The organism is Polynucleobacter sp. IMCC 30228 (assembly GCF_021395205.1).
In the GTDB taxonomy this organism is placed as follows: Bacteria; Pseudomonadota; Gammaproteobacteria; order Burkholderiales; family Burkholderiaceae; genus Polynucleobacter.
The window spans coordinates 192,115-209,093 of the sequence record NZ_JAJVCS010000002.1; the positions used below are offsets into that span (position 1 = coordinate 192,115).

General features: G+C 45.8%; 17 protein-coding genes. 11 read left to right on the forward strand and 6 right to left on the reverse strand.

Annotation, left to right across the window (positions count from 1 at the left end):
• Positions 1–40 precede the first annotated feature (40 nt).
• From LZT21_RS04810 to LZT21_RS04820, 3 genes are read left to right on the forward strand one after another with little or no spacing between them, the layout of a single operon-like run.
• On the forward strand, positions 41–526 hold the full coding sequence (locus LZT21_RS04810) for a (2Fe-2S)-binding protein (protein WP_233923911.1): 486 nt from the start codon (positions 41–43) through the stop codon (positions 524–526).
• The gene (locus tag LZT21_RS04815) at positions 510–2,906 is read left to right on the forward strand and encodes a xanthine dehydrogenase family protein molybdopterin-binding subunit (protein WP_233989562.1); all 2,397 of its coding nucleotides are present in this window, start codon (positions 510–512) and stop codon (positions 2,904–2,906) included. Before LZT21_RS04810 ends, LZT21_RS04815 begins: the two co-directional genes overlap by 17 nt.
• A gap of 54 nt (positions 2,907–2,960) precedes the next feature.
• Positions 2,961–3,737, forward strand: a complete 777-nt coding sequence (locus LZT21_RS04820) for a 3-hydroxybutyrate dehydrogenase (RefSeq protein ID WP_233989564.1) — start codon at positions 2,961–2,963, stop codon at positions 3,735–3,737.
• 2 nt (positions 3,738–3,739) lie between these two features.
• Here the strand turns inward: LZT21_RS04820 and LZT21_RS04825 are convergent, their stop codons facing one another.
• On the reverse strand, positions 3,740–4,663 hold the full coding sequence (locus LZT21_RS04825; protein WP_233924083.1) for a hydroxymethylglutaryl-CoA lyase: 924 nt from the start codon (positions 4,661–4,663) through the stop codon (positions 3,740–3,742).
• 154 nt (positions 4,664–4,817) lie between these two features.
• On the opposite strand from LZT21_RS04825, the gene LZT21_RS04830 reads away from it, so the two are divergent.
• Positions 4,818–5,414 (forward strand): urate hydroxylase PuuD, encoded by a 597-nt coding sequence (locus LZT21_RS04830; RefSeq protein ID WP_233923914.1) that lies wholly within the window; start codon positions 4,818–4,820, stop codon positions 5,412–5,414.
• A gap of 78 nt (positions 5,415–5,492) precedes the next feature.
• Here the strand turns inward: LZT21_RS04830 and LZT21_RS04835 are convergent, their stop codons facing one another.
• The 3 genes from LZT21_RS04835 to LZT21_RS04845 are packed head-to-tail and all read right to left on the reverse strand — an operon-like array spanning position 5,493 to position 7,504.
• The gene (locus tag LZT21_RS04835; RefSeq protein ID WP_233989573.1) at positions 5,493–6,665 is read right to left on the reverse strand and encodes an NAD(P)/FAD-dependent oxidoreductase; all 1,173 of its coding nucleotides are present in this window, start codon (positions 6,663–6,665) and stop codon (positions 5,493–5,495) included.
• Complete coding sequence (locus LZT21_RS04840) at positions 6,643–6,810, reverse strand: rubredoxin (protein WP_233923916.1); 168 nt, start codon at positions 6,808–6,810, stop codon at positions 6,643–6,645. The genes LZT21_RS04835 and LZT21_RS04840 overlap by 23 nt, the downstream gene beginning before the upstream one ends.
• Positions 6,811–6,850: 40 nt before the next feature.
• Positions 6,851–7,504, reverse strand: coding sequence for an FABP family protein (locus LZT21_RS04845; RefSeq protein WP_233923917.1), 654 nt, complete (start codon positions 7,502–7,504; stop codon positions 6,851–6,853).
• A 58-nt stretch (positions 7,505–7,562) separates the two neighbouring features.
• Here LZT21_RS04845 and LZT21_RS04850 point away from each other — a divergent pair, with 58 nt between their 5' ends.
• Positions 7,563–7,850 (forward strand): hypothetical protein, encoded by a 288-nt coding sequence (locus tag LZT21_RS04850; RefSeq protein ID WP_233923918.1) that lies wholly within the window; start codon positions 7,563–7,565, stop codon positions 7,848–7,850.
• A 61-nt stretch (positions 7,851–7,911) separates the two neighbouring features.
• On the opposite strand, the gene LZT21_RS04855 is transcribed toward LZT21_RS04850, so the two are convergent.
• A complete protein-coding gene (locus LZT21_RS04855; RefSeq protein ID WP_233989575.1) occupies positions 7,912–8,646 on the reverse strand; it encodes an ABC transporter substrate-binding protein in 735 nt (244 codons plus the stop codon).
• A 220-nt stretch (positions 8,647–8,866) separates the two neighbouring features.
• On the opposite strand from LZT21_RS04855, the gene tcuB reads away from it, so the two are divergent.
• The 6 genes from tcuB (at position 8,867) to LZT21_RS04885 (ending at position 15,476) form a co-directional block, all read left to right on the forward strand.
• Positions 8,867–10,042 (forward strand): tricarballylate utilization 4Fe-4S protein TcuB, encoded by a 1,176-nt coding sequence (gene tcuB / locus LZT21_RS04860; RefSeq protein WP_233989579.1) that lies wholly within the window; start codon positions 8,867–8,869, stop codon positions 10,040–10,042.
• A 67-nt stretch (positions 10,043–10,109) separates the two neighbouring features.
• On the forward strand, positions 10,110–11,336 hold the full coding sequence (locus LZT21_RS04865) for an aminoacetone oxidase family FAD-binding enzyme (protein ID WP_233989586.1): 1,227 nt from the start codon (positions 10,110–10,112) through the stop codon (positions 11,334–11,336).
• Between the two features lie 170 nt (positions 11,337–11,506).
• On the forward strand, positions 11,507–12,118 hold the full coding sequence (locus LZT21_RS04870) for a hypothetical protein (protein ID WP_233923922.1): 612 nt from the start codon (positions 11,507–11,509) through the stop codon (positions 12,116–12,118).
• A gap of 148 nt (positions 12,119–12,266) precedes the next feature.
• Positions 12,267–13,520 (forward strand): efflux RND transporter periplasmic adaptor subunit, encoded by a 1,254-nt coding sequence (locus tag LZT21_RS04875; RefSeq protein WP_233989588.1) that lies wholly within the window; start codon positions 12,267–12,269, stop codon positions 13,518–13,520.
• 20 nt (positions 13,521–13,540) lie between these two features.
• Positions 13,541–14,233: an ABC transporter ATP-binding protein gene (locus LZT21_RS04880; protein ID WP_233923924.1), complete on the forward strand. Its 693-nt coding sequence runs from the start codon at positions 13,541–13,543 to the stop codon at positions 14,231–14,233.
• 4 nt (positions 14,234–14,237) lie between these two features.
• A complete protein-coding gene (locus LZT21_RS04885) occupies positions 14,238–15,476 on the forward strand; it encodes an ABC transporter permease (protein WP_233923925.1) in 1,239 nt (412 codons plus the stop codon).
• A 5-nt stretch (positions 15,477–15,481) separates the two neighbouring features.
• Here LZT21_RS04885 and LZT21_RS04890 read toward each other — a convergent pair whose 3' ends face one another.
• The gene (locus LZT21_RS04890) at positions 15,482–16,936 is read right to left on the reverse strand and encodes a carbohydrate porin (RefSeq protein ID WP_233989590.1); all 1,455 of its coding nucleotides are present in this window, start codon (positions 16,934–16,936) and stop codon (positions 15,482–15,484) included.
• Positions 16,937–16,979 lie beyond the last annotated feature (43 nt).

The window sequence follows — 16,979 nt, forward strand, 5'->3', positions numbered from 1 at the left end:
GATGCGCAGCTTGCACTTGAGCTAATTAAGGAAAAGAAGAATGAATCCAAAAATTCCGATTGAAATGATAGTGAATGGAAATAGGGTCCAGGCTGAAATTGAACCACGCCGTCATTTGGTTGATTTCTTAAGGGAAGATTTAGGCTTAAAGGGCCCCCATTTGGGTTGCGAGCAAGGTGCCTGTGGCGCATGTACGGTTCGGGTCAACGGCCAAATTGTGCGTGGTTGCTTGTATTTAGCAGTGCAAGCCAATGGCAAAGTGGTGGATACCGTAGAGGGCTTAACTGCACAAGGCGCATTAACTGAGTTACAAGACGCTTTTATGCGGCGCAATGCCATGCAATGCGGGTTTTGCTCGTCTGGCATGTTGCTGGCGGCAGCGGAATTGATTGAACAGCAACCACAAGCAACCCGCGCCGAAGTGCGCGAATGGATTTCTGGTAATTACTGTCGTTGTACTGGCTACCATTCGATTGTGGATGCCATTATGGATGTACTGGAGGCGCAGCGTGAACAAACCGAATGATCTGGCGGGATTAGTACTCGATCCTGTTACTGCCGACCAACGCTACATTGGCGAGAGTGAACCACGCCATAGTGCCAAACGCTTATTAGAAGGCCAAGGCACCTATGTTGATGATCTACAGTTTCCGCGCATGGGTCATGTGGTGTATTGGCGTTCACCAGTAGCACATATGCGCATTATTCAAATCCATTCTGCCGCAGCACGCAATCTGCCTGGCGTTTTAGCCGTCGTTGATGGCGTGCAAATGGCGACCATTTGCAAACCTTGGGTAGCCACTTTAAGTCATTTAGCAGGGATGAAGTCGGCCCCACAACATGCTTTAGCGATTGAGCGCGCATGCTGGCAAGGCGAGCCCGTAGTAGCAGTGGTCGCAGAGTCTCGTGCGCAAGCCGAAGATGCTTTACAACTGATTGAGGTGGAGTGGGAGGAGTTACCCGCTGTGGTCTCGATGTTGACAGCTTTAGATCCTGAAACACCCTTGATTCATCCTGAGCTAGGCGATAACTTGTGTTTTACCCGCAGTTTAAATGTGGGTGAGGTCGACGCACAATTTGCCGCTGCAGATGTCATTGCTGAAGCTACCTTTGGTTTTGGTCGCCACACTGGTGTAACCCTTGAGCCTCGTTGTCAAATTGCCGATTACAACCCAGGCGATCACCGCTTAACGGTTTATCACTCGCAACAAGCGCCGCATATGATGCAAGATTTATATTGTCGTCAATTTGGTTTGGCTGAATCCGATGTACATGTCATTTGTAAAGATGTTGGTGGTTCATTTGGGATTAAAGTCCACGCTTATCCCGATGATTTCGCAACAGTTGGCTTAGCTATTTTATTAGGGCGCCCGATTAAGTTTGTGGCTGATCGCTTAGAATCGTTTACCAGTGATATTCATGCCCGTGAACATCAAGTTAAAGGTCGCATTGCTGCTACTAAGCAGGGCGATATTTTGGCTTTCGAAATTGACGACTTAACGGCCATTGGCCCCTATTCAATGTTTCCTAGAACCAGTGCAATTGAGGGCAATCAAGTAGTGAATTTAGTGGGCGGCCCCTATAAGCATCAACACTATCGGGCGCAACTGAATGTCGTATTTCAAAACAAAACCCCCACGTGTCAATACCGTGGCGTTGGTCATCCCATCGCTTGCGCTGTCACTGAAGCTTTGGTTGATTTAGCGGCTGAAAAATTACAGATGGATCCGTTGGTTTTTCGCCAGCGTAATGTGATTCCCGATGATGCCTATCCATGCTCGGGGGCCTCGGGAATTAAATTCGAAATTCTCTCGCATGAACAGTGTTTGCGCACCATTGAAAAAATGATGAATTACACAGAATTACGCCAAGAGCAGGCCACACTCCGAAAAAAAGGAATTTATCGCGGCATTGGTTTTGCCGCCTTAATTGAATTAACGAACCCGAGCGCCGCATTTTATGGGGTTGGTGGTGCCCGCATTGCGTCGCAAGATGGTGCCACAGCTAGACTCGACCCATCGGGTGTGGTGAGCATCATGGTAGGTGTTGGTGAACAGGGGCAGGGCACCGAAGGTATTTATGCCCAAATTGCCGCTGATGCCGTGGGAGTGCCGATTGCTGATGTGCGGATTATTACTGGTGACACCGCCGTCACACCCTATGGGGGTGGCACTTGGGCATCTCGCGGTGCGGGTATTGGTGGTGAAGCAGTATTGTTAGCAGCTCAGGCTTTGCAAGAAAATATTTTACGATTAGCCGGTGCTATTTTGCAGCGCGATACCGCCGAATTGCTGGTGCGGCGTAGTCAAATAATTGATAAAGCCACTGGCCAAGCAGTGCTGCCGTTTTCAGAAATAGGGCGTATTGGTTACTTCCGAACCGATACCTTACCAAATGATTTTAAAGTGGACCTCATGGTGACTCGTCATTATGCGCAACGTGATTATCCCTTTATTTTTACGAATGGTGTACAAGCTTCTTACGTTGAAGTAGATCTCGATACTGGATTTGTTACTTTACTAAAGCATTGGGCAGTTGAAGATTGTGGTCGAGTATTAAATCCAATGTTAGTTGATGAGCAAGTGCGCGGGGCTATTGTGCAAGGAATTGGCGGCGCACTCTATGAGGAGTGTCTTTATGATGACAGCGGCTTGTTGCGTAATGGCAATATGGCTGATTATTTAGTCCCGATGGCCAATGAAATGCCCGATATTGAAGTGGCACATGTCCAAACCCCGACTGCCTCTTCTCAATTAGGCGCTAAAGGTGCGGGTGAAGCGGGCACTGCTGGCGCGCCCGCGGCAGTGATGAATGCCATTAATGATGCCTTAATGCCATTTAAAGTTAAGGTATTTGAGCAGCCCATTACCTCGGAAAAAATTCTGCATGCATTAGGAAAAATATAAGTTTTTTAAGTCCTGTACCATTGCTTATCTTTATATTTAATTGCGAGAATAATGATGTCTTTTTTAAGCGGAAAAATTGCTTTAGTAACTGGCTCAACTAGTGGCATTGGATTAGCTATTGCGAAAGCCTTGGCACAGCAAGGCGTTCACGTCATGATGAATGGTTTTGGTGAAAAAGAAGCTGCGCTTGCCGAGGTTAAGGCTCATGGGGTAGATGTAGATTATCACGGTGCTGATATGAGTAAGCCTAAAGAAATCGAAGACTTGATTCTGACAGTTGAGAAACGTTTTGGTGCGCTTGATATCTTAGTCAATAATGCTGGCATCCAGCATGTCGATAAAATTGAAGATTTTCCGGTGGAAAAGTGGGAAGCGGTGATTGCGATCAACCTTAGTTCAGCGTTTTATGCGAGCCACTATGCTTTACCGGCAATGAAAAAACGCAACTGGGGTCGGATTATTAATATTGCTTCAGTCCACGGCTTAGTAGGCTCAGCAGAAAAGTCAGCTTATGTTGCTGCTAAGCATGGAATCATTGGCCTAACAAAAGTAACTGCCTTAGAAAATGCGCGCACTGGCATTACTTGTAATGCAATTTGCCCGGGCTGGGTGCTCACACCCTTGGTACAAAAGCAGGTTGATGCGCGCGCTGAACGTGAACATATTTCAAATGAAGCCGCCAAAATTGCCTTGGTTTCGGAGAAGCAGCCTTCAGGAGAGTTTGTCAAGCCAGAGCAGCTGGGTGCGCTAGCTGTCTTTCTCTGTGGGCCAGATGCTTCTGAAGTGAGGGGTGCCGCTTGGAATATGGATGGCGGATGGGTAGCGCAATAAAACTATGGTTGCTGAGGCGCCGAATGAAGTCGATCTACTTTCCCTGCCATCAGTAACTGGCTAGGCAGTTTTCGTCCAATCAAGGTTTGCAAATCATTCGAGCATTCCAACAGAAGATCTAAATTCATATTGGTATCGTAGCCCATTAAATCAAACATATGCACTAATTCTTCGGTGCAAATATTGCCAGTTGCACCTGGTGCGTAAGGACAACCGCCCAAGCCACCGAGGGAGGAATCAAAGCGCACAATGCCGGCCTCTACTGCTGCCAAGGCATTAGCCAGCCCCATGCCGCGGGTATTGTGAAAGTGTAAGGTCCACTGGATATGCGGATATTTATCTTGGACCGCGTAGCAAACGGCTTTGACTTGCGCCGGATTCGCCATCCCAGTGGTATCGCATATCGTTAGGCCGCGTACCCCTAAGTTAGCGAAGTAATCTACCCAATGCATCAGGTCTTTAAGGCTAATTGCGCCAGCAATAGGGCAACCAAAGCTAGTGGATAAAGAAACGTTACTCGCAATACCTGCTTGATTAGCAAATGCAATGACCGCATGTAGGGCTGCAGCCGAATCGCTACGGCTCATGCGCAAATTGGCTTGGTTATGCGCTTCGCTTGCGGACATTACTAAATTAAACTCATCAACATGAACGGCCCCAGCTCTTTGGGCGCCTTTTAAATTTGGAATGAGGGCGGTGTACTCAATTCCTGGATTACGTTTGATGCCTTGCATCACTTGTTCGGCATCTGCCAACATCGGAATCGCTTTGGGGCTAGTAAATGAGGTCACTTCAATTTTCGCGTAACCGGCATTACTGAGGCGATTAATAAGCTGGATTTTTTCAGCCGTTGGCACAAACTGAGACTCAGCTTGAAAGCCATCACGCGTCACAACTTCCTGGATAAACAGGCGTTTAGGAGTCATTTTCAAGAGGAACAATGAAGGTTAGAAAGGTCTAAGTATCTATTTTAATTAAGAATAGCGGATTTCTGTAGTTTTCGTGCCGCGGAAGATATTCTCTGAATCGTTTATAGTTACTGCGAATCAAACCGATTGTTTATAAACAGGAGAATTTTAGATGGCTTCAATTCTGACTTCATTAGGGCGTACGGTATTAGCCGGCTTCATCCTTTTGCTGATTATCATTTTTGCATTAGGCGGCTTTGCTGGTAATAGCTGGACCTTGTTTACTTTTCGATGGTTGCATGTCACTTCAGGGGTCATGTGGATTGGCTTGCTGTGGTACTTTAATTTTGTCCAAATTCCGTCAATGCCTAAAATTCCGGATGAGCAAAAGCCCGCAATTAGCAAAGTCATTGCCCCAGTCGCTTTATTTTGGTTTCGCTGGGCTGCTTTAGCAACGGTGGTAACAGGCTTATTAGTCGCGTTGATTAGTGGTTACGCTCATCAAGCATTTACCTTGCAACCTGCTTTCCGTGCAATTGGTTTAGGTATGTGGATTGCCTTAATTATGGCCTTTAATGTTTGGTTCATCATTTGGCCCAATCAAAAACGGGCACTGGGCATTGTGACCGTTGAACCTGATGTCAAGGCAAAATCGGCACGCGTTGCGATGTTAACTTCACGTATTAATACCGTACTATCAATTCCAATGTTATTTTTGATGAGTGCGCAGTCACATAACCAAGGTTGGTTTATCGCCATCATTTCCTAAGTTTTAAGTCTTTAAAGATTTAATTGCTAAAAAACCCACCGCAGCAATCTGTCGGTGGGTTTTTTATTGCTTGGCTCACTAAATTAAAACAGGTGGGAGTAATTTAGCTAAGGCGGCACGCTCGGTAGTTGCTGTACCAACTAAGGCAAAGCCCAGTAGCTTACCAGTGCCACTTTTAAAGCACGCCTTCATACCACCTTCTTGAGCAGTTGATTCCCACATACCCACCGCATCTTTAGCAGGTGGAGAGACCACGATTGGCATAGCCGGTGTTTTTACCATCACTGGCATTGCGGGGTATAGCACGGTTACCTCTTCGCCGAGTAAGTTTGGGGCTAAGGCCCGTGCAGCTTGCATGAGAGGCATGACATACGGCAGTACTAAACCATCAACTTCGGCGCAATCACCCAGCGCATAAACTTGAGGTGCAGAGGTTTCGAGCCGACGATTAACCTGAATGCCCTGGTTAGTGTTGAGGCCAGCTAACTTTGCCAAAGTCGTACGGGGCCGCAAACCAACCGCCGATAGCACTACATCACTCACTAGTTGAACCCCATTTTTTAGTTGAATCAGCAGGGCATCTTGATGATGGGTAATGGTTTCAATCGTTGTTTCAAAATGCCAGCTTACGCCAGCATTGGCTAGCTCTCTTTTTAGCTCAGCAGCAGCACTGGGCGGTAGCAGGCGCCCCAGTGGTTGGTTAGCTAAATCAATTATATCTACGGTGTATCCTCCAGCAATTAAATCATTAGCAAATTCAGTACCAATTAAACCCGCGCCTAAAATTGCAATGCGTTTTTTATTGGTAATGCGCTCACGGAAAGAGCGGTATTCTTCTAAGTCATTCACTGAGATAACTTGATCTGCAGCATCACCCTGCAAGGGCAAACGAATTTGATCGGCACCTAAAGCTAAAACTAATTTTGTGTAGCTAATATTGCCCTGAGCACTGGTAATAATTTGGTTTTTGATGTCGATTGCGGTGACTTCAGTTTGCGCCAAAATAGTGATGCCTAATTGCGCTGCCATGTCCTCGCGTGAGCCAGTAATTAATTGCATGGGCTCTTTTCTCCCGGCAATAGCAGTCGAGAGCATCGGCTTCGAATAAAAGTAAGCCGGCTCACGGGTAATTAGGGTGACGGGTATTTCTTGATTTAATTTGCGAATTTCCCGAATGACGGTGTAACCCGCTAAACCACTTCCAATGATGACTATCGGTGCCTCAAGCTTAACCAATTTGGACCATTTCAAAATCGGATTTTGCCACGCCACAATCGGGGCATGCCCAGCTATCGGGCACATCAGCCCAAACAGTACCAGGGGGAAGCCCATCTTCGGGCAAGCCTAAGGCTTCATCATAAATAAAGCCACAAACGATACATTGCCACATTTTCATAGTAAAACCTTTCAAGATTTAATGGTTAAACGCAGCAGCTTTAAGCCGCTTGAGGAGAATATAAATGCGCTGCTAAACCATTGGGGGTGGGCTCACCAATTTTATGCAAGGTATTAACATCGGTATGGTGAAATGGTTCAGTTTGACCTTTAATTATGAGAATGGTATCGAGTTGATATGACCAGGTGCCATCAGCATTAAAACTAACTTCAATATGGTACTCAGTGGTTCTAAAGGCATATTCAAGAAACGGATTAGACGAAATACCTGAAGTAGGATCATTTTGATAGGCGCTTAATTTAAATTGATCTACCTGAGGGTCTACGGTATTCGAGGCCATGGCAATTTGACCGCGCGGGATTGTCAAGGTTTGCATCACTAACTGGGTTTTGGGATCCCACAACCAGTACCCAACTTGATCGTGATACATCTTGATATTGTCGGGCTTGGTAATAAAGGTGTGATAACGCAAACCATATAGCAGTTGGGGGCCATTGGTTTGAGGGTCGATAGGCTGTAGTTCGATATGCTCTACATAGGCTTGTTGCTTAGGGCCTGCTGCTTTGGGTTTTACATCCAGCCCCTTAGTGCCCTCCCATATTCCAGCAAGGCGGGTAAGCGGGCCGAGGTTTTTCAGCGTATCTACACTAACGTCGCTAGGCTCGGTATAAATATCGGAGGGAAACTGTGCCATGACGATTCTTTCAAAGAGTATGATGATTCTACGAATTGTATTTGATGAGGAGATTTAAATGGTTCAACGTATATCCCAAGTAGTGCTTTCAGGCTTTATCGCTGCTGCAGTAGCTATGCCTTCAGCAACTGTCTTTGCTCAGGCCGCTGCACCAGCAGCGCCGGTTGCTCCTGCTGCAGCGCCCGCGCCAAGCGCCGCGCCAATGGCTAGCCCGAACACGCCTTCTGCTGCTGCGCCAGAAAAAAGTGCCAAGCAAGCGAAGAAAGATAAAAAAGCCAAGAAAAAGGCTGACAAGAAAGCTAAGAAAAAAACCCCAAAGGCTAGCCAGTCGAATTCTGCTACGTAATCTACGCGATAGTTGTTCACAAGGCTTTTAGTAATTAGCAACTGACTTCATCGTGCAAGGATTACTCGGCTACGCGAGCGCCTTCAATCTGATGGCGCTTCATAGCCTCAGCAACAAAGCCCGATGATTTCAGATTAGTAATGATGGCGCTTAAATAGCTCGTAATTTCTGCGCTATTGGCGCGTTCTTTTGGGGTGCCAATGGCCTGATTGATGACCATGAAGCGACCTGGCAATAAACGGACATTGGTATAGCGCTTCGCGTCAACCTCGAGTTGTTGCTTCACGCCGGCAGCAACATTCCCTTTACCACTCATAAATTCTGCGACCACTGCAGGTGAGCTTGCTACTCGTATGAGGCTCGCTTGTTTTATTTCACGCGTAAGAAAGAGATCGTAGGCGCTGCCTTTGCCAACCACAATTTCATTTCCAGGACGGTCGACCTCATCGTTTTTTTGGAATGGGGAATTGCTCTTCACTAAATAAGCCCCTTCGATTTGAATATAGGGAGGGGTATAGCTAATATCAGCACCGCGCACTGGATCAATCGCGACAAAAATGAGATCAAGGCTACCATTTTTCATCGCTTCAACGGTAGCGCCAGCACTTTTAAATAGCTGAAAATCAATTGCTACGCCCGCTTGTTTGCCAATAGCATTCGCAATATCAACCGATACGCCTTTTGGCGCCCCTGTGCCAAGCTCTTGGGAGGCTAAAACAGGGTTGCCTAAATTGATGCCAACCCGTAATTTACCCGTGGGTGCAAAGGTTTGAATGAGGGTAGGAGAAAGTGGCATATTGGTAGGAGGGTTAGTTTGACTAATGGCGGCAGTATAAAAAAAGCCGATTACGCAAAAACAGCACAATCGCAGCACTTGCTGCAGCAATGCTGAGTGCCAAGCCAGAGGCCTAAGAAATTTCATTTTATCCAATCGTGTCTGCATCGGTCAAAATTCATGATAGTGGATATCATATGGACTTGATAATTGGTATTTCACCTGAGGAACTAGTAGACGGATGCGGCAACTGAATTTATTAGTGGCAGAAGCTCAAGCTTTAGGCGCAAATGCTGCCGAAATAGCAATCGATCCAGCAGTGGGCGAGGTTGCACGTATTCTACAAATTTGTAATGCTTGCCGTTATTGTGAGGGGTTTTGTGCGGTCTTCCCAGCGATGACGCGGCGCCTCACATTTAGCCCGAGTGATATTCATTATTTAGCCAACTTATGCCATAACTGTGGCGCCTGTTTACATGCTTGCCAATATGCACCACCCCATGAGTTTGGCGTCAATGTGCCGCAGTCTATGGCCGTAGTGAGAAAGGAAACTTATATTGAATATGCTTGGCCACGAGCACTTGGAGCCCTATATCGTAAAAACGGTATTACTTTAGTCCTGGCAAGCTCGCTTGCGCTCATTTTTTTCTTGATATTAACGCTAGCATTAAATGGTAGTTTAATGAGCCCCAGTGTAAATGGAAACTTTTACGCTGTCTTTTCGCACAACACGCTAGCTTATCTATTTAGCGCTACCTTCTTATTCGCCGTGCTTGCTTTAGGTATTGGGGTAAGGAATTTCTGGCAGAATATTTCTCCTGGTGGCATGGGTTCGACCAGCTTAGTGGCAAGCGCAGAAGCGGCGCATGATGCCCTTACCTTAAAGTACCTTGGCGGTGGCCATGGCGAAGGCTGCAATAATGCGGACGATGGTTTTTCCTTATGGCGTAAACGTTTTCATCATTACACCTTTTATGGTTTTGGTTTATGCTTTGCTGCCACTAGTGTGGCCACGCTATACCACTATGTATTTGGCTGGCAGGCACCCTATGCAATTTTGAGTCTGCCAGTTATCTTAGGAACGGTAGGCGGAGTAGGTTTAGTCATCGGCCCGCTAGGTTTGTTGTATTTAAATTTCACCCGCGCAGAGCAACATGGCGATGCATCACAAAAGCCAATGGATCGCGGCTTTATTTTGCTATTGTTGCTCATTAGTATTTCTGGATTACTATTGTTAGCGTATCGCGAGACTGCGGCCATGGCAATTTTATTAGCAGTACATCTCGGCTTTGTCATGGCATTTTTTCTCACCATGCCCTATAGCAAATTTGCCCATGGAGTTTATCGGGTAGCTGCCTTGTTGAAAAATTCTATTGAAAAACGTCAAGCTAATAATTTGATGTTAGGTTCCGAATGAGTAATCTCATTTCTTATGTCCGCGCGGTCCGCGTTTTGACTTTGCCGAGGTTGCTGAGATTTTATAAGTGAGCACACCAGCAATCTGGGACGCAATTATTATTGGCGGTGGCGCTGCAGGACTATTTTGTGCTGGCCTAGCAGGTCAACGTGGTAAAAAAATTCTGGTGTTGGATCATGCTGAAGTATTGGGTGAAAAAATCCGTATTAGTGGTGGTGGACGCTGTAATTTTACGAATACCGATTCCAGTCCACAACAATTTTTATCTCTTAATCCGCATTTTATGAAAAGTGCCCTAGCGCGTTATCCCGCTAGGGCATTTATTGATTTAGTAAGAGCTTATGGGATTAGTTTTCACGAAAAACATGCAGGACAATTATTTTGTAATAACTCGGCCAAAGAAATAATAGACTTACTTTTTCAGGAATGCGCTAAAGGCCAAGTACAAATTCGGCATCCAGTAAGCGTTAGTGCGATTGAGTCGACATCATCACACTGGGCAGTAATGACTGCACAGGGCATCCACAACACCCATGCAGTAGTTCTTGCTACCGGTGGCTTACCCGTTCCCGCAATAGGTGCCAGCAGTTTTGCTTTAGATCTTGCTAGGCAATTTAATATTGACGTGATTACACCACGTGCGGCATTAGTGCCACTGTCGTTTACAGCAAAGGCATTTGCTCAACTCGATTCTTTAGCAGGCATCAGCTTGCCAGTAGCTATTCGCTCAGGGATAAAAGGACAGCAGTATGGAGCCAGCGTATTTCACGAGGATTTATTATTAACCCATAAGGGTCTTTCGGGCCCTGGTGTATTGCAGGCAAGTAGTTATTGGGAAGAGGGCGAGCCAATTGAAATTGATTGGCTGAGTAATAAAGCGGGTATGCCTGGCGCAACATTATTTGATGAAATTTTTTCTGCCAACGTAAACCGTCTTAAAACTACTGAACATATTTTGGCGAGTGTGATGCCCCTGCGATTAGCAAAAATGTTTGCTGAGCAAGCGGGTTTATTGAGCAAGAAATGGGCTGAAGTTGGCAAGATTGAGCAGCAGGCATTAAAAGCCAGTCTCACCCAATGGCGGGTTAAGCCGGCTGGTACCTTAGGCTGGAATAAGGCTGAAGTGATGCGTGGCGGGGTAAATACCGACGCTTTAAATGGCCAGACCATGATGGCGCGGAATCATCCTGGCCTCTACTTTATTGGTGAATGCGTTGATGTGACAGGGCATTTAGGGGGCCATAATTTCCAATGGGCCTGGTCCAGCGCCTATGTTTGTGCTTATTCCCTTTAGGGCGCATGCGCTAGATTATTAGAGAATTTATTGCATTGCAATAAATTAAGCTTAAATAGCCATAGAAACAGGTTAGAATGCTGACAGATTAATGGCGTATTCCCAGCTGGCTAGTTGCCCGCTTTACGTTTTGCGGCATTAACTTTCTTTTATTTCTTTTAGGGGTTATCTTGAAAAAATCATTACTATTTGCAGCAATGCTTGCAACCGTTACTGCAACTGCAATTGCTCAACCAGCTAAACCAGCTAAACCAGCCATGATGCCAATCGAAGCTGGTGTAGTTGTTATTACTGCCACGGTTGATTCAGTGGATATGAAAGCACGCACCGTCATGTTTAAAGACGATAAAGGCAATATGGTAGGAATGCGCGTTTCTAAAGACGTTAATAACTTAGGCAAAGTTAAAAAGGGCGATATTTTTGTAGTTGAGCATGCTGAAGCTGTTGCCGTAGGCTTAACAGCAGCAGGTAAAGATGCAAAACCTGGCGTTTCAGGCGTTCGCTCTGTACAAATTGCCGGTAAAGGTGGTGCTAAGCCATTTACCGATATTACCGACACCGTTTTTGCAACTGTCAAAATTACTGCAATTGATGCCGCTTCACGCGTTGTCACCTTCACCCTGCCAAGCGGTGAGAAGCAAAAAGTAAAAGTGGACAAAGCTGTACTTGGTCTTGAGAAATTTAAAGTTGGTGATGATGTGATGGTTGAGTATGCTGATGAAACAGTCATTACTTTTGTTACACCTCCAGCAGCTCCAGCAGCAGCACCTGCAAAGAAGTAAACTAGCTTGCGGTTATGCCGCTTTAGCCTGATAAACCCATCAGAGTGATCTGGTGGGTTTTTTTAATTGATTAATAAAGATGTTAAAAAGAATAAAGCCTTTTTTCTTGCGCGTAACGCAGCTAGTGAGCAGAAGCTGGTTTGGCGGTATGCTAACTCGTTTCATGCAGCGCTGCTTCGTGGGTCGCTGGCGCTGGCTTAGTATCGGCTTGATCACCTGCATGGTGATTACGCTCTTGTGGTTTCTAGTACGTACGGTTTTCGGTTTAAATACGCCCGATTTCCGTACTGCTTTAATTGAGGAGGGCCCTCTGGTTGCTTCAATTAATGCCAGTGGTATTTTAAATCCAGTAAAACAAGTTACGGTAGGATCACAAGTAACTGGTATGGTAAAAGAATTATTAGTCGATTTTAATTCGCCAGTAAAGCAGGGGCAAGTGATTGCTTTAATTGATCCACGCGATTTTCAAGCTAAATATGATCAAGCCTTAGCTAATTACACCTTAGCACAGAAAAATCATCAATTTAACCTTAAGTTAATTAAACAGGGTTTTATTTCCCCACAAGCCCTAGTGCAAACCGAAGCGGCTTATAAAACAACTGAGGCGGCTTTACGATCAGCAAAAAAATCACTTGACGATACAGTTATTCGAGCACCTGTCGATGGCGTAGTTGTGAAGCGGAGCGTGGAAGTTGGGCAAACCGTGGCGGCTAGTTTACAAACTCCTGAGATTTTTATTATTGCTAAAAATTTAGCTGAGATGCAAGTCGATACTGCAATAGATGAAGCCGACGTAGGTCGTTTAAGCGAGGGACTGAATGCCAGTTTTACCGTCGATGCATTTCCTGGCCGTATCTTCAAGTCTAAGATTACACAAATTCGTAAAGCACCAACAACCATTCAAAATGTGGTGACTTATACGGTGATATTGTCAGCCGATAATCCCGATTTCAAGCTCTTGCCGGGGATGACAGCGAACGTAAAAATTGTGATCGATAAACGCGAAAAGGTTTTAAAGGTACCTAACGCGGCTTTGCGTTTTCGTATGCCGGCTGCTGGCGAAGTACAGTTGAGTACATCACCATCCAGTGCGGGGCCACCTGTTAGCGCTTCTCGTAAAGGCGGCGGTGGCGCTGGCGGTGCGGGTAATCGCGGCGTACCGACGATCCGCCGTATTTGGCTCTTAGAATCTGAAGGTCTTCGTTCTAAGGCAGTGCAGCGCATGATTAAGACCGGCTTAAGCGATGGTAATTTCACCGAAATTTTGCCCGATGATGACACAAAATTACCGCCCCTTAAAGTAGGTGAGGAAGTGATTATTGGCATACAGTCGCCGGATAGTAAATCTTCTGGCGCTGCCAGTAGCAGCCCAAGTCGGCCGGCTGGCCCACGCATGTTTTAAAAACACAATTAAATGACGTGTTGATTCATACTAAAAATTTAAGCAAAACATATGGCATGGGCGATCAAATCGTCCACGCCTTAGATCATGTATCACTGGATATTGATGAGCAAGATTTTGTGGCGATAGTGGGCGCATCGGGGTCTGGCAAATCTACTTTTATGAATTTGATTGGCTGCCTTGATCAAGCAACAAGTGGTTCTTATCATTTGGCTGGAGAGAATGTCGAAGTAATGGATACGGATGCTTTAGCAGATATTCGTAGCCGCAGAATTGGTTTTGTATTTCAACAATTTAATTTGTTACCGCGAACCTCGGCCCTCGATAATGTGGCACTGCCCTTACTGTATGCGCGTAATGGCCCACTAGCCCATTTAGATCAGCAAGCGCGCATCGCTCATGCTCGCGTACGTTTAGAGCAAGTGGGGCTGGGCAAGCGTTTGACCCATACACCCGCTGAGTTATCGGGTGGCCAACAACAACGTGTTGCGATCGCGCGAGCCTTAGTAAATGATCCCCTTTTAATCTTGGCCGATGAGCCTACTGGCGCTTTAGATTCTAAAACTTCAGTTGAGGTATTAGAATTATTGACCCGTCTAAATCAGCAAGGTATGACGGTGATAGTGGTAACCCATTCCTTAGAGGTTGCTGCTTATGCCAAAAGACAAATAACTTTTCGTGATGGTCAAATCGTTGATATTCAAGTGAACTAGCGTAATGCAACTAGATCTTAAAACCAATTTATCGATTGCCTTATTAGCGTTACGAATTAATAAATTGCGCTCGATATTAACGATGCTGGGCATCATCATTGGTGTGGCGGCGGTGATTACGATGGTGGCCGTAGGCAGCGGCGCTCAGGCTCGCGTGAAAGAACAAATATCCAGTCTTGGCTCTAATTTAATGATATTAATTCCTGGTACCTTATTGCAATCGGGGGTGCGTCTAGGCGCAGGTAATGCACAAAGCTTAACCGAAGAAGACGCTATTGCGATTGTGCGCGAGGTACCCGAGGTTGCCATTGCCGCTCCAACTTCACGGGGCGCTGGACAAATCGTGACTGGTAATAATAATTGGGGTACCACTATCTATGGCGTCAAAAATGATTACTTTGATGCGCGTGAGTGGACTTTAGCTAAAGGTCGATTTTTTGATGCTGGCGAATTACAAGGTGCAAGTAAAGTGGTGATTTTAGGGCAAACGGTTGCGCGTGAATTATTCGAAGAGGTTGATCCGCTTGATCAAATGGTGCGCATTAAAGGCATTCCATTTTTAGTGATTGGTGTTACAGAGCGCAAAGGGCAAAGTAGCCAAGGTCAAGATCAAGATGATGGCGTATTTGTACCACTATCTACTGGGCGCAGGCGGATTTTTGGTGAGGCCTTAGGGCGAATTTCACGGGTGGGCTCAATTATTGTGAAGGTTGGGGCTGGTGAGAATATGAAACTAGCCGAAGAACATATTACTGAATTATTGCGGCAACGCCACCGTCTTCAGCCTACTGCTGATAATGATTTTACAGTGCGTAATTTGACCGAGATATTACAAGCGCAAGAGGCATCGAGTAAAGTGATGTCGCTTTTATTAGCTGCAGTGGCATCGGTAAGCTTAATGGTAGGTGGCATTGGCATTATGAATATTATGCTGGTCTCAGTAACCGAGCGGACTCGAGAAATTGGTTTACGCATGGCAATTGGCGCGCGCAGTAAAGATATCTTGGCGCAATTTTTAGTTGAGGCGATGACTTTAGCTACTATTGGTGGCGTGATTGGGGTGTTAGTAGGATCTATTGCTTCGTTATTGGTGGGTTCGCTTGCCGGTTGGCCAGTCGAGCTATCGTTTGCATCGATTGCGCTTGCAGTTGGGTTTTCTGCCGCGATTGGTATATTTTTTGGCTACTATCCTGCCAAGAAAGCTGCCACTATGCAACCGATTCAAGCTTTGCGTTATGAATAGTTTCTTTAGAGTTCAAGGTGGGCGCGTAGGCCAAAGAAATTGACCGGGCCCCGTGCAGCGTTATAGGCTGGATTAGCAATGCGCTGATAGTCGGCAGTTAAGTAGACACCTTTATAAACATTCAAACTATAGTAAGTTTCAATAATTTGTTCGGGCTTATATTTCAAGGCACCGTCACCGATAAACATCGTGCTGGCTTTTAGTTGTAAGTAGTTAATTTCAGAAGCAGAAATACCATTGGCTGCAAAAGCTAACCCAAAGGTATCTTCTTTGCGGTTCCAGATTGCACCATTCACAGAAACACCGCCAGATAATGACTTGCTAATGTCGTATGTTTGGGTTTCAGTTTGGCCATTATTCCAACTCCAGCGCGCAAAAATGCCGATGTCCTTGGTCAAAGCTTGCTCTGCATTTAAGCCATACCCCCATGCCGTTTGATTGGCTTGCCGAGCGTTATAGATTGAGGGGACCGAATTGGTTTTAGCGGCTAAGCTAATGGCATTTTGATAGTTGGCCATATAAGCATGGGTTTGAAACCATAAAGCGCGAATTTTTCCTGCTTGGTCCCCTATGGTATGGTCACGGGTAATTTCAATTTGATTGCCGTAATCTTGCGTCATGCTGTAATCAAGCTGCAAGGTATTAGGCTCGGTTGGCATGGCAAAACGTGCTGCACGTGTCACCCAATCACCCTGATACCACTCTGCAACTACGCCATAGGTATAGCCTTTGGTGTCTGCTGCAAAGCTATAAGCACCGCTGGACATAATGGCATAGTTTAAAAATTGGGTACGCGGATCACGGCTATAAGTATTGGCATCAAAAAAGTCTAAAGCAGCAAACTTACCGTAACTGAAGACCAATCGATTTTTATCAACATTACCAGCTAATTGATTGGCTACCCCTTCAATATGTTCCTTACCGCCACCTAGGCCAAAGGTTTGGCGTATAAATGCGCGCGCAGTGTAATACGAAGGGGGTACTGAAGTCCCTTTTTGTAATTCTCCATTGGTAAAACCACCCAGTCCACTAAAATTCGAAAAGGGCAGCCCCTCAAACATTTCTGGGTTGTAATACACCTCCGCACCTTCCCATAAGCGCGCCCCCAAAAATACCGTGGCAGAGAAGGTGTAGCTGCGACCAATATCGCCCTCAGTTTTATTCAGCATACTTTTTTCACCATAGTAGGGTGAATTAAAGTTATTTTTCCATTGCGATATATAAGTTGATTGCGCGTGAATGCTCCATTGCTCGGTATCATTGGCTAATGGCGTTAAGCTATCAACAATCGGCGTATCGGAGACGGCTTCCGCTGCAATGGCAGGAGGTATGGCGATCAAGGATAGGGCAAGGAAAAGGAATAGGGCAGGAAAATTGAGTTGATAGTGTCCCTCCCAGCAATTAATTTGGGTTCGAAGTTTGCCAAGTAGATGGCGATACTGGAACTGAAAATCCGACATGTTTTAACGCCAAAATCAAAAAAACGCTCTAAACCGATAATAG

Coding starts and splice junctions, on each gene's coding strand:
- LZT21_RS04810 (WP_233923911.1), top strand. CDS start 41: ATGAATCCAAAAATTCCGATTGAAATGATAGTGAATGGAAATAGGGTC.
- LZT21_RS04820 (WP_233989564.1), top strand. CDS start 2,961: ATGTCTTTTTTAAGCGGAAAAATTGCTTTAGTAACTGGCTCAACTAGT.
- LZT21_RS04825 (WP_233924083.1), bottom strand. CDS start 4,663: ATGACTCCTAAACGCCTGTTTATCCAGGAAGTTGTGACGCGTGATGGC.
- LZT21_RS04830 (WP_233923914.1), top strand. CDS start 4,818: ATGGCTTCAATTCTGACTTCATTAGGGCGTACGGTATTAGCCGGCTTC.
- LZT21_RS04840 (WP_233923916.1), bottom strand. CDS start 6,810: ATGAAAATGTGGCAATGTATCGTTTGTGGCTTTATTTATGATGAAGCC.
- LZT21_RS04845 (WP_233923917.1), bottom strand. CDS start 7,504: ATGGCACAGTTTCCCTCCGATATTTATACCGAGCCTAGCGACGTTAGT.
- LZT21_RS04850 (WP_233923918.1), top strand. CDS start 7,563: ATGGTTCAACGTATATCCCAAGTAGTGCTTTCAGGCTTTATCGCTGCT.
- LZT21_RS04855 (WP_233989575.1), bottom strand. CDS start 8,646: ATGCCACTTTCTCCTACCCTCATTCAAACCTTTGCACCCACGGGTAAA.
- tcuB (WP_233989579.1), top strand. CDS start 8,867: ATGCGGCAACTGAATTTATTAGTGGCAGAAGCTCAAGCTTTAGGCGCA.
- LZT21_RS04875 (WP_233989588.1), top strand. CDS start 12,267: ATGCTAACTCGTTTCATGCAGCGCTGCTTCGTGGGTCGCTGGCGCTGG.
- LZT21_RS04885 (WP_233923925.1), top strand. CDS start 14,238: ATGCAACTAGATCTTAAAACCAATTTATCGATTGCCTTATTAGCGTTA.
- LZT21_RS04890 (WP_233989590.1), bottom strand. CDS start 16,936: ATGTCGGATTTTCAGTTCCAGTATCGCCATCTACTTGGCAAACTTCGA.